The sequence below is a fragment of the Natroniella sulfidigena genome (genome assembly GCF_023223645.1).
Classification (GTDB): domain Bacteria; phylum Bacillota; class Halanaerobiia; order Halobacteroidales; family Halobacteroidaceae; genus Natroniella; species Natroniella sulfidigena.
In genome coordinates this window covers 79,021-91,348 of the sequence record NZ_JALKBY010000013.1, presented here as the reverse complement: position 1 = coordinate 91,348, position 12,328 = coordinate 79,021, and the positions used below count along the sequence as shown (strand labels likewise).

Sequence of the window (12,328 nt, the reverse complement as noted above, 5' to 3'; positions counted from 1 at the left end):
GTAATCTTATTTTTAATTCTAAAATTGCTTGAAAAAGAATCTAAATTTAAAGGAAGTTTACTTAAACTCACTAGAAAGATAAAGTATTCCATTTGTTCAGTTACAACAAATGATTTCAATTGGAATAGATGGATTAACAGTAGTTGATAAAATTTTACTACCTAAAACCTTAGGCTAATAGAATTCCATCTAGAAATATATTCTATATTTTACTTTTGATGTAGGGTAAGGGCTGTTTTCAAAGTAATTATTGCTTGAAAAATCTACTAAGCTATAAATATTTGATTGCTAATTTGATTTGATTGAGTTAGTAGATCTATATTTTTTTAACAATGCAACGATAGTGATTCCAATTGAAAATTTAGAAGTCATAGAAAGTTTCTTTTCAGAAGTTTTATTTTCTACTGCAGATATAGATGAACATTTAAAGTTAAAAAGAAAAATAATTCTAGCCAAAAAAGTTTTAGATCAGGATCTAACTTTTTTGAAAGAAGATTCATTAAATAGTAATAGTAAATTAAAAGAATCATTAAAATTTTTAATGCAAATAAGTAATAGTGCAAGTTCAATAAATTATATACAACTAAGAAATAAAAAAATCAGAAAATATCTAATAGATAAAGCAAAAGAGTGTTTGGATAATAAAATTTTAATTGCAGATTCATTAGAAATCTTAAAGTTTGTAAGAAGTGAAGAGACTAAAGAATACTTAAAAAAGAAGTTAACTGAATGGATAGATGATAATGATGTAGATTATGGAATTTTTAATGATATATTTGTTATTTTAAGAAATATAGGAATGAGAAAAAAAGAAGATATTAAATTTTTAATTGATAATGCAATTTATGTACGACCTTATTGGTTAATGTATGAATTTTTTGATAAATGTATTTATAACTATGATAAGGAAATTAAGGAATACTGTATAGATAAGTTAATAGAATCATCAGATTATTATGATTTAGATTTTTATTTTGAAAATTTAGAAGATGAATATTTAACGGATAGAATGAAAGAAATATTAGAAGATGGTTCAGATGATGATTTAATGAATATCGCCATTGACTATTTCAAAAATATTACAAACGATGAAGCTCAACGGTATTTTATAGATAAATTTATAAACCAAATATGTACAAGGGAAGAGCCAGTATATTATTTAGGACTTGATATTTGGGAAGTTTTAGGGAGATATTTAGAAGACAAAGATTATTATAATAGGTTAAGAAAGTATATAATAGAAACTATTAAAGAGACTTTACTTCAGAATTATAAATATTCTCAGAGATTAGTAACTCATATAGTGATTCCCTATCGAGAAGAGTTAGAAGAAGTTGATTATCAAGAGTTATTAGAAATTGTAGGAATTAGTGAGAAAGAAGCGGTTTTGGAAGCAGTAAAGCAAAATGGTGATGCATTAAGATATGTAAGTAAGGAGTTAAGAGGTGATAAAGAAGTAGTATTAGAAGCAGTAAAGCAAGATAGTGATGTATTAAGATATGCAAGTGAAGAATTACAAAATGATGAACAAATTTTAGAAATTGCTAATAAATATTAATCAGAATAACAAGTCATTAAGATTATATTTTTATAACAGTTAGCGATGGTTCTATGCAATTTAGCAACCATCAATAAAAGAAATTATCCTGTAGTAATAAAAGTGGTATTAGTCTTACTAGTACTAAACCTAAGAAACTATAGACATGATTAGTTTTTTTTGGTAAAATGTAATCATTGGTGATTATTGTCAGAAAAAGAATCTTTAATCGAAAAAAGATGAAAAGGGGAGATATTATGAAGATTAAAATTGGTGCTGATGAGTTAATTTTATGGTTAAGAAAGAATGGAGTAGCCGTTAACATTGGGAATAAAGAGTTAGGAGCGAAGATAAGGGAGCTTATCTGTGATAAACTTGGTGGAAAGAAATTGGCTAAAGAAGATTGTTATTGGATAACAGATAATGAAGATGAGATTATTGGAGAGTATAAATTATCTCAAAGAGCTATGCAATATGAATTGGCGGTGGATAAAGTTTCTACTGTTTATAAGGAGATATCTACTTGGTAAATTGATCTATAGTGAATACAGAGCAGATCAATGTTGAAGATCTGCTTTTTTAACTTAAAATAATTATGGAGGTGGTAGAGTGAATAATTATTTAAAAATAGATAATGAGCTTAAAAGTTATAATAATCTGAATCTTGGGAATTTAACAGAGAGTGATATAAAGGATTTAAAATATAAATTCCGGTCTGAGCAGACAGCAGTTTGGGTAGCAGCGGCCAAAAAGATTGGGGAATTAGCAGCTAAAGGAAGTAGTGAGCTTAAAGAATTCTTACAAGACAAGCTAATCCAGCATGAAAACATACATAGGTTACGCCATGCTTTGACTGCTTTAGGTAGTTATTATGGCTATTGCCAAGATGAGACTGAAGAGTTTGAATTTTTAAAGCAGTATAAAGAACAACAGCCTCAAACAGAAAAGATGAGTATTAATGATTTTATAGTAAGTGAGATTTTGGAGCGGTTTAGAGAGGATATAATCTTACAGGAAGTGATCGATTATCTAGAGAGTTGGGATAGTAATCAAGAGGATGGTTGGCTAAAAGATAAGGACACTTTTGAGTTGTTTAAGGAAAAGTTATTAGTTATAGATGATATAGCAGGTAAGAAGAATGCTGTTAGAGGGAAGTATAGAGAGCAGATTGATAATTTGGACAAGTTAGATGGGATTAAGAGCTATCAAGAGTTGTTGTTATTTTTAGGTGAAGAGCTTAGTGGTGAGCAGGATCTTTCTGAAATTATTAAAGTTTTAGATGAGCAAGAGGGTGGATTTATTAAGAGTTTAATTAAATCTTGGCAGAAGGAAGAATTATTGACTAAGCTAACTCCTGATAATTTTTCTGTTGAGAAGGTTAGAGATATATTTTCTATCGAGGAATTAAAGAAGCAACATCAAAAGATCTCTGCTCCTGTCAGTGAGAAGTTCGGTAATCAGTGGTATATTGGAAGTCTGGTCTATTCTTTAGATCAGATTTATTTAAAGGAAGGAAAACTTAATTTAGTTATTAGAAAACTGATTGCTCTAGGTAAGAAGAATGTAGAGTATGTAAATAACCTTGCTTATTTCTTCTTAAAGGAGATAGAAAGAAGTGGAGCAGAAGAGGTTATAGAAGAATTTAAAGCAGAGTTACTTTTATTTAAAAGATACTTTAAAGAGAATAGATTAAAACTTGAGAAGGAACACTTTAGTGACTTTTATTTTGATTTAGAGTATTTGTTTGGGAAGCTAAGTGAGGTGGATGAGCAGTTTTTATTAATGGAAGATAATCTGCCTTTAGCAGATCTTGTCTCATCAGATATGGTTGCTAGATATATTGAGCTAAAGGAGAGTCAGGATAAGGGGCTAGCTAAAGAATTATTAGATCAGATTAGAGCAAAATTCTGTCCAACTACAGAATGGAAAGAGTTGGATGAGGAAGATAGAAATGAGATAATCATCTTCGATTTAATAATCAAAGGTCAAAATAATGGACTTGCTTATGTGGAGAAGGTTGAGATTATTTCAGAAGAGATAGAGAGGATAAGTGGATGGAGCGAGGATAATCAAAATCTCTTAGCTTTGTTGGCCCGGGAGTTAAAGGTTCTTTATTTTGTTAAATTAGAAGAGGTTAGTGAAGATAAAAAGCTATTTGAAATTGCTAAAGAGCAGATTCATTCAATCGATGATCTATTAATTCAAGTAGGTTGGGAACAGACCATAGCTAAAGATTTTGCTTCAATTATAATTAATGTCTTTGATGCTTTATGGGCCAAGGGAGAAAAGAGTGAGTTATTGTTATTTGAGCTTATCTTTACTGTCTTTAGCTATATTCCTGCAGATAAGGTTATTGATGAGATGCTATATTATAGTAAGAATCGAGAGTTAGAGGATATGTTTACTGAATATAGAAGCTGTGTTGAAGAGAGTGGAGATAGATTTCAGTGTAGAATAAATGGCTTTATAAATGTATTAGAGAAGCATGATATTTCTCCAAAGACTATCAATGTAATGAGGGATTTATTAAATCAAAGTTTGATTGAGGATACTCAATCATTTATTCGATCTAAAGCTTTTGAAAATGCTATTTTGAAAGAAGAGTTAAGAGAGAAGAATAAAGAGTTAAAAGAATTGGCTTCCAGTGATGATTTGACTGGGCTTGCAAATAGAAGGTTGTTTGATAATAAATTAGGAGAAGAGTGGAAAAGAGCTAGACGTCAAGGGACTTCTTTGGCTTTGATTATGATTGATATTGATTATTTTAAGGAATATAATGATACTTATGGACATCAAGCTGGTGATGAATGTTTACAAAAGATAGCTCAGAAGTTTGAAGAGTTAGTACTTCGGCCTGCTGATTTAGTAGTTCGTTATGGAGGAGAAGAGTTTGCTGTGATTTTGCCCAAGACAGGGTTGTATGGAGTTATTAAGGTTGCTGAAAGAATTAGATTAGGGGTAGGTGATTTGAAGTTGCCTCATCGAAAATCAGTAGTTTCTGATTATGTAACAGTCAGTGCAGGAGTGGCTGCAGTTAAACCTGAGACTAAAGAGGGGGCAGAAAAACTCATTGAAGCAGCTGATGAAGCTCTTTATGAAGCGAAGGAAGAAGGTCGTAATAGAGTTGAATTAGCTCAGAAAAGAATAAGCTAAAATAAAGAAAAAAGTTTCCAATAATCAACTGGGAACTTTTTTCTTTATTAATAACTATTGACTATATGAGATTTAAAGAATATTGATTAAATAGTTTAGTAATAAAAAGGTAATTACAAGAAAAATAAAGAATATTAACAACAATAGAACTATATAAAATAATAGGATAGAATATGATGTCGAGAATAAAATGATTTAAATAATAGTTAAACTGTACTATGGGTTAGCTGTAGTTAATACTATAAGGCTAGGAAGTTTCAATCTAGTGATATGGAGTGGTTTAATAGTGAAAAACTTCAAGTGTTATTAGTTTTGATTTTTATAGTTTAATTATTTTTACTATGAATAGATAGAGGTAATATTGGATAAAGTATTAAAAAGTGAGTATTAGTTTAATGGCTTGAAAATAATCTTCATTGTTTATCATCAAACAAATTCTACTAGTTGTGATCAAATTCTAAAAAAAGTCAAGAAGGGTAAAGATGTAATAGAATATTGTCAACAGAAATTCAAGGGATTTAGTGGTTTTGAAAAAGCAGGAACTAGATTAAAGTATTTAATCAATGCTTTTATATCAGATAATAAAGAAGAAGGACTACTTGAAGTTATAAGTGAGGTTGTTGAAATGAATGAGGAAAATGGGCTAAAATAATAAATGGATGCTTTCAGATACTATTAATTTAGTGGTATTTAATTAAAGGATTAAGCTGACTTATGAAATTTAGAGGTTGATTTAAGAGCATAAAGCATTTATGATATAAAAGATATTTTAAAGTTAACCAGTGAGGAGAGATTATTAATGTTAATTTTTAATTGTACTAAGAAGCTAAGAAATGAGATAAATTTTCCTATTGAAGTAGTAGCAGAAGAAGATAGAGATGATTTTTATAATTGGCATGTTCATTTATTTAGAATTAATAGGAGAAAGTGCGTTATGCTAATGAATGTAGCTACAAGATACTCTATCTTTTTATATGGGTTAAAGAAGAAGGACTTTGAAAATTTTAATGCTCTATGCATAGCAGCTATTAAGAAAAATTTTAAGGCTGATAGAATAGATAAAGAGCATATAACAGAATATTTTGCCAAAACAGGAGAAATTAAATATACTAAGACCTATAATCGAAGTGTAATATCAACACTAAATAATATGAAACGGGATACAGAATTTAGGATTGATGATTTTTTACCTACAGAACGAATGAATTTAATCAGGCTTAATAAAGTCAATAATGATACTCCAATTTTAACTTTAGAAGATACCTTTCCTAGTGAAAGCCTCCAAAAGACCTTTCGAGAAAAAATGGGCCAACGTCGACAAGAGAATATCTATCGTTTTAAGGTAAGCTTAAAGGGAATTGAGCCACTGATCTGGAGACGAATTGAGGTTCCAGAAAATTATACTTTTTGGAATCTGCATGTAGCAATTCAAGATGCTATGGGCTGGCTAGATTATCATTTACATGAATTTAGAATAACTGATCCCGCAACAGGGGAAGAAGCAGGGATAGGCTTTCCTGATTTAGAATTTAATAATAACTTAAAGGTGAGTTGGGAAGAAAGAATAGAGGATTATTTCAACAATGAGAATAATAGTGCAACTTATATTTATGATTTTGGAGATTACTGGGAGCATGAATTAGAATTAGAAGAGATTAATCCTGCTGAAAGGGATCAAGAGTATCCACTTTGTTTAGCTGGGGAGAGGGCCTGTCCTCCAGAAGATTGTGGCGGAGTTGGTGGTTATTATAGGTTGCTGGAGATATTAAAGAATCCGAAGGATGAAGAGTACGAAGTTATCTTAGATTGGCTAGGAGAGAAGTATAGCCCAGATGATTTTGATTCGGCACAAGTAGAATTTGATGATCCAGATGAGAGATTGAGTAAAGGTTAATAGGTTTTTATTTTAAAGGTTATCAAATTATGGTATCATAAGGATAAGAGGTGATTTAGATGATTGAGATTGAAGAGAAATCAGATGATTTAAAAGGTTACTTCAAAGAAGAAGAGGATATAATAGCAGTCTATCTTTTTGGCTCTTATGGAACAGATCGTCAGACAGAATTGAGCGATATAGATTTTGCAATTTTATTTAGAAAGGATAAAGAGATTAATTTAATGAGCGAGATGGAGGTAATGGCTCAGATTTCTTTAATACTGAAAGTAGAAGATATAGATTTAGTTAACTTAAATAAAGTTCCAGTCCATCTGCAGCATGAGATAATTAGGACAGGAGATCTAATCTATGAAAGGAATAAAGACAAGGTAAGTGATTTTATTCAATATGTATTGACTTATTATTACGATGAGCGGATTAGATTGAATAAATACTATGCTGAGTATAAAAGAGCTTTGAAGGAGGAATATCTAAGTGACTGATAGGATAATTGATAAAATTAAGCTGTTAGAAGATAATTTAGAGAAGCTTAAGACTTTAAAAGAGATATCTAAGGATGAGTTTTTAAATGATTTTAGAAATGTAGAAGCAACCAAACATCTATTACAGACGTCAGTTGAGATAATGATTGATATAGCTAATAAAATTATTGCTAATGAAAGATTAGAAAAGCCAGAGACAAGTGCAGATGGATTTAGAATCCTTGCTCAAAATGGAATGATTTCTGATGAAAACAAGGATAAATATATAGTAATGACTAAATTTAGGAATCGAGTAGTTCATATGTATAGCAAAGTTGACGAGACAGAAATTTATAGTATTTTACAAAATAATTTGATTGATTATAGATTATTTATCAAGGAGATTTGTAAGTTATATTAAATAAAGGAGAAAATAGATGATTTTAGTTTAATCAGTAATTGATCCCTAAATAAAAAGGAGAGATTATTTTGGAGGCTGATTTGTTTATTTTAGCAAAAGATATTAGATTGCGTAAAGAAGGTTTTGGTGGATTAATATTTAATAAAAAGACAGGAGATACAATAGATATAGATAGAGAAGCATTTAAATTATTATTATTACTTAAGCTAAATAAGTTTTTAAGTCAAAAGGAATTACTAGAAGTTGCAAACAAATTTGGACTAAAAAAAGAGAGTATTTTAAAGATAATTGAGAAATTTATTGAGTTAGGGGTGATTTTAAAAACTAAAGCTTTGGTTGTTGAGCTTAAAGATAGAGAATTAGATTTTAAGATTGATCAAAATTGGTCAAGTTCCCAACACCTAAATGCTCCCGAGACAGTTCATTGGGCAATTACATACGATTGTAGCAAAGATTGTCTAGATTGTTATGCTAAAGAACATAAGGCTGAATTTGAAAATTTAGAAACTGAGGATGCTTTAAAAGTAGTGGATAAGCTTGTAGATTGGGGTGTTTTTCAGTTGGCAATTGGTGGTGGAGAAGCATTAAAGCGTGATGATTTAACAAAGATAACTCAATATGCTCATCAAAAGGGGTTGGTAGTTCATATTACTACTGGAGTTGATGAGATTGATGCTGATTTATTAAAAGAGCTTACAAAGAGTATAACTTCATTACAATTAGGACTTAATCATCATAAGTTACTTGCAGAAGGAAAAGAAGAGTTTGCTAGATTAAATAGCCTTGTAGCTAAGATTAAAAGTTTTGACTTAGAAACAGGAGTTAATTTAATTATATCTAAAAGTGTAATTAAAAATTTCAAAAAAATAATTTGTTATTTGAGCAAACTTGATATCACTAGGGTAGTTTTACTCCGTTATAAACCACCAATGGATATTAAACAATGGCTTAAAGAAAAGCCAAGTGATTATGATTTAATTGAGTTTGAAAAAATGTTAGCTAAAGTTAGCAGGGAGTATGATTTGGATTTAAGACTTGATTGTGGATTAAGCTTTTTGCAACGAAGGCTTAAACCTAGTCAAGCTAAAGCCAAAGGTCTTCGAGGTTGTGTCGCAGGAGAGAGAATTTTAGCTTTAGCTCCAGATGGCTCTATTTTTCCTTGCTCTCAATTAATTAGCTCAGATTTTAAAGCAGGCAATATCTTAAATGATGATTTGGATAGAGTTTGGAAAGAGGAAAGAATAATTAAGCATTATCGCTTTTTTAAGCATAAAGGGTTTTTCAAAAAGAGTATTTGTAATTCTTGTGATGCTGTAGAATTTTGTGGGGGTTGTCCTGTTTTTAGTGAAAGCGGGAGAAAAGCTGACCCTACTTGTCCTCAGCCTATAGTATTGCATTTAAAGCAACTAGATAAAAATGGGAGAAAAGTTGAATTTAAAAGATATTTTGAAAATCAATATTCTGTTAGCGTTAAAGAGTATATGGAGCGTTATGGAGTTGGTCAAAAGTGTGCAGTTAAAGAGCTAAGAAGCATTCCTTATTTAACAAAAGTTGATAAGAGTGCTACAGGTAAGAAACAAAAAGATAGATATCATTCAATAGAAGAAGATGCGATAGAAGCCGTACAGAATGTTATTGGCTATACAAGTGGAGGTGTTCCTTTCGCAAGACAAGATGAAATAAGTGGCTGGATCAGTGAAGATGATGATCGTTCTTATCCTTTGTGGAAAAGATAACAAAATAAATAATAAGGGGAGATAATAATGCAAATAATTAGTGTTAGAAAAGGGTTTACTGCTGATCATAGTTCTACTTCTTATGAGTTTTTGGCTGTTGATAAGCCATTAGAGCAAGAGGCAAGAGATGCGGTGTCATCGCTATCAAGTCGAGCCCATCCTAGTAGAAGAAGAGTAGATTTTACTTATAATGTTGATGGTTATGATATCCCTGGTGGTTGGGAGCCATTGCTAAAGGATTATTATGATGTGATGTATTCTGAAAGTTATGATTGGTGGACTTTAGGAATTGCTTTTGATATTTCTTCAAAAGAACAAGAAGAGGAATTAGTAGAATATAATTTTAGAGGAACAGAAAATTTAGGAGTTGATATTGAGATAGAAGATGGACGAGCAATTATAAGTATTTATGCTTGTTTAGATTATTCTTATTTAGCAGAGCCAAATCAGGATTGGAGTGTTTTTGCTAATCAGGATCTAGATTATGAAAGTGAAGATTATTTATTGACTTTATTAACTGCTGTTAGAAAGCAGATTATGAAGGGGAACTATGATCTTTTCTATGCTATTTGGGAGGTATATGGTATTGAAGATTATCCTCTAGATAAGCCAGATGATTATGATAAGTCTGATTCTGTGATTAAGACTTTTGCTAGTATCTTAGATTGTCCTTTTTAGAAGATTGTCAGATGAAACATTAAAATTTCTACTTATAATGAAATAGGTATAGTTGGGAGGATGGGATATGAAGAAAAAATTACCGATAGGTATTAATGACTTTAAGGAGATCAGGGAAGATAATTACTATTATGTAGATAAAAGCCTTCTTATAAAAGAAGTAATTGATGAAGATGCAAAAGTAATTTTATTACCTCGTCCTAGAAGATTTGGTAAGAGCCTTAATATTTCAATGTTACATTACTTTTTTGAAAAAAGACAGGATAACTCTAATTTATTTAAAGGATTAAAGATAGAGAAATTAGATAGTAATTACTTAAAAAAGATGGGCAATCATCCTGTTATTAAAATTGACTTTAAAGGCTCTAAATCTAAAGATTGGAATCTAGCTTTAGAGAGAATAAAAAGGGCTATAGCAGATGAATATCAACGTCATAGCTATTTGTTAGACAGTGATGTTTTACTAGAACATCAAAGAGAAGAGTTTCAAACTATAATGTCTTTAAAAGCAAATCAGACAGCTTATGAATTTGCTTTAGAGAATTTATCAAAGCATTTAAATGCTTACTATGAAAGAAGGGTAATTATTTTAATTGATGAATATGATGAGCCAATTCAAAGTGCTCATCTAAACGGTTATTATGAAGAGATAATTGATTTTATGAGGAGTTTATTAATTCGAGGATTGAAGGGGAATCCTAATTTAGAAAAAGGAATTATGACAGGAATATTGAGAGTAGCAAAAGAGAGCATTTTTTCAGGTTTAAATAATCTAGTAGTAAGTAGCTTATTAGAAAATCGCTATGATAAATATTTTGGATTGTTAGAGGCTGAAGTAGAAGAAATATTCAACCACTATGGATTAGATTATGAATTAACTGAGGTTAAAGAGTGGTATAATGGTTATTATTTTGGAGAACAGATAGTTTATAATCCATGGTCGATTATTAGCTGTGTACATAAAAGGGGTGAGTTGAAGCCTTATTGGATTAATACTAGTGGTAATGAATTAGTTAGAGACTTAATTATAGAGGGAGATAGTGAGGTTAAAAGTAAGTTAGAGTTATTAATTAAAGGAGAAACAATTAAAAAGAAGATAGATGAGAATATTGTTTTTTCTGATATTGATAAAAAGAGTAATGCTTTGTGGAGTTTTTTATTATTAAGTGGTTATTTAAGAGCGAAGAATCAATTTAGGGAAAATGCTAGATTATATTGTGATTTAGATATACCTAATAGAGAAGTTCAATATATCTATGAAGAGATTATTATAGATTGGTTAGAAGAGAGGATTACCAGTTATAAGCTAGAATTTATGTTAGAGGCTTTAACTACTGGTGATGTAGATACATTTGCAGAGATATTTGAAGAGTTTGTATTAAATAGTATGAGCAATTTTGATGTTGGGGGAGATGCCCCTGAAAAAGTTTATCATGCTTTTGTACTAGGTTTATTACTAAATTTACGTGATGATTACGAAGTAAATTCAAATCGTGAAAGTGGCTATGAGCGTTATGATGTAATGATTATTCCTAAAGATACTAATAAATTAGGAATAGTAATAGAATTTAAGAAAGTAAATAAACATAGAAATGAGGATTTAGAGGAAGCTGTTGAAGAGGCTTTAGAGCAGATTGAAGCTAGGCGGTATAGACAAGGTCTTATCAAGAAAGGAATTGACAATGTTTTAGAGTTAGGGATAGCTTTTTCAGGTAAAAGAGTAAAGATTAAATCTATGCAATAATCTAAGCTAAATATTTGATTATAAATCAAATTAAAAATGGTCAGCATATTAAATAAATAGCTGATCATTTTTTTATATCATGATGTTCCCGGAGCTACTGCACCTACCATAAAGAGCGGATCGGCAGTGTTAGCAAAAGAGACTAATCGCTCTCCTTCCATCTGAGTACATAGCTTCTCTCGTCTTAACTTCCCGGTGATTTTGGCCCCGATCGGATAGCCGGAGGCTAGGCCCATAGCTACTGCAAAGGCTCCAATTCCTGGAACCTTAAAAATTGGTCGCATCAATGGTTCTAATAAGGCACCCATGAAGTGAACTACACCTAATCCCATTAGGATTTCAGCGATAATGAAGAATGGTAATAGGGCAGGGAAGACGATCTCCCACCAAGTATGTAAGCCATTAACTGCTGCTTCGAATGCCTGTTCGGAATAAATAACCAGTGAAATGGTGACAAAGATTGCAATTAAGGCTTTAAGATTTATGATTTTTTTATTGAGCTCTGTTTCCAAAAGATTCCCTCCCTTGTAATAAGTACTTACCTAATAATATTTTATCGTTGTTAATAATATTACTTAAATTGTTTGATTGAAGCTGAGTAAATTCTTTTAGATGAAATTAGTTCAATTTATTATTGCAATTTAGGGAATATAAAGAAGTATTGCAGGAATAGCATAAAAATATACAAAATAAATAACTTG

The 12,328-nt window shown here is 30.6% G+C and carries 10 protein-coding genes and 1 pseudogene; 10 read left to right on the top strand and 1 reads right to left on the bottom strand.

The genetic code is table 11. From position 1 onward, the window contains the following. The first annotated feature begins 298 nt into the window (after positions 1–298). The 10 genes from MWH28_RS09660 to MWH28_RS09615 all read left to right on the top strand — a co-directional run bounded on the left by MWH28_RS09660 (position 299) and on the right by MWH28_RS09615 (position 11,627). Complete coding sequence (locus tag MWH28_RS09660; RefSeq protein WP_248619157.1) at positions 299–1,558, top strand: DUF4116 domain-containing protein; 1,260 nt, start codon at positions 299–301, stop codon at positions 1,556–1,558. 236 nt (positions 1,559–1,794) lie between these two features. Further along, positions 1,795–2,067, top strand: a complete 273-nt coding sequence (locus MWH28_RS09655; protein WP_248619156.1) for a hypothetical protein — start codon at positions 1,795–1,797, stop codon at positions 2,065–2,067. A gap of 79 nt (positions 2,068–2,146) precedes the next feature. Next, positions 2,147–4,690 carry a GGDEF domain-containing protein gene (locus MWH28_RS12990; protein ID WP_248619155.1) on the top strand — a complete coding sequence of 848 codons (2,544 nt, stop codon included), beginning with the start codon at positions 2,147–2,149 and terminating at the stop codon, positions 4,688–4,690. Between the two features lie 400 nt (positions 4,691–5,090). Beyond that, the gene (locus tag MWH28_RS09645) at positions 5,091–5,342 is read left to right on the top strand and encodes a hypothetical protein (RefSeq protein WP_248619154.1); all 252 of its coding nucleotides are present in this window, start codon (positions 5,091–5,093) and stop codon (positions 5,340–5,342) included. Positions 5,343–5,489: 147 nt separating this feature from the next. Then, positions 5,490–6,584, top strand: a complete 1,095-nt coding sequence (locus tag MWH28_RS09640) for a plasmid pRiA4b ORF-3 family protein (RefSeq protein ID WP_248619153.1) — start codon at positions 5,490–5,492, stop codon at positions 6,582–6,584. Between the two features lie 59 nt (positions 6,585–6,643). Continuing rightward, positions 6,644–7,069, top strand: a complete 426-nt coding sequence (gene mntA, locus MWH28_RS09635) for a type VII toxin-antitoxin system MntA family adenylyltransferase antitoxin (protein ID WP_248619152.1) — start codon at positions 6,644–6,646, stop codon at positions 7,067–7,069. Continuing rightward, positions 7,062–7,469 carry a type VII toxin-antitoxin system HepT family RNase toxin gene (gene hepT, locus MWH28_RS09630; protein ID WP_248619151.1) on the top strand — a complete coding sequence of 136 codons (408 nt, stop codon included), beginning with the start codon at positions 7,062–7,064 and terminating at the stop codon, positions 7,467–7,469. The genes mntA and hepT overlap by 8 nt, the downstream gene beginning before the upstream one ends. 68 nt (positions 7,470–7,537) lie before the next feature. Further along, positions 7,538–9,205, top strand: coding sequence for a radical SAM/SPASM domain-containing protein (locus MWH28_RS09625; RefSeq protein WP_248619150.1), 1,668 nt, complete (start codon positions 7,538–7,540; stop codon positions 9,203–9,205). Between the two features lie 27 nt (positions 9,206–9,232). Continuing rightward, a complete protein-coding gene (locus MWH28_RS09620) occupies positions 9,233–9,883 on the top strand; it encodes a hypothetical protein (protein WP_248619149.1) in 651 nt (216 codons plus the stop codon). Between the two features lie 67 nt (positions 9,884–9,950). Further along, on the top strand, positions 9,951–11,627 hold the full coding sequence (locus MWH28_RS09615) for an AAA family ATPase (protein WP_248619148.1): 1,677 nt from the start codon (positions 9,951–9,953) through the stop codon (positions 11,625–11,627). Between the two features lie 86 nt (positions 11,628–11,713). On the opposite strand, the pseudogene MWH28_RS09610 reads toward MWH28_RS09615, so the two are convergent. Beyond that, positions 11,714–12,139, bottom strand: a pseudogene (locus MWH28_RS09610) (nucleoside recognition domain-containing protein); the annotation flags it as partial. Positions 12,140–12,328 lie beyond the last annotated feature (189 nt).

Excerpts from the sequence above, each read along its gene's own strand:
- MWH28_RS09655 (WP_248619156.1), top strand. The coding sequence starts at position 1,795 with ATGAAGATTAAAATTGGTGCTGATGAGTTAATTTTATGGTTAAGAAAG.
- MWH28_RS09640 (WP_248619153.1), top strand. The coding sequence starts at position 5,490 with ATGTTAATTTTTAATTGTACTAAGAAGCTAAGAAATGAGATAAATTTT.
- mntA (WP_248619152.1), top strand. The coding sequence starts at position 6,644 with ATGATTGAGATTGAAGAGAAATCAGATGATTTAAAAGGTTACTTCAAA.
- MWH28_RS09620 (WP_248619149.1), top strand. The coding sequence starts at position 9,233 with ATGCAAATAATTAGTGTTAGAAAAGGGTTTACTGCTGATCATAGTTCT.
- MWH28_RS09615 (WP_248619148.1), top strand. The coding sequence starts at position 9,951 with ATGAAGAAAAAATTACCGATAGGTATTAATGACTTTAAGGAGATCAGG.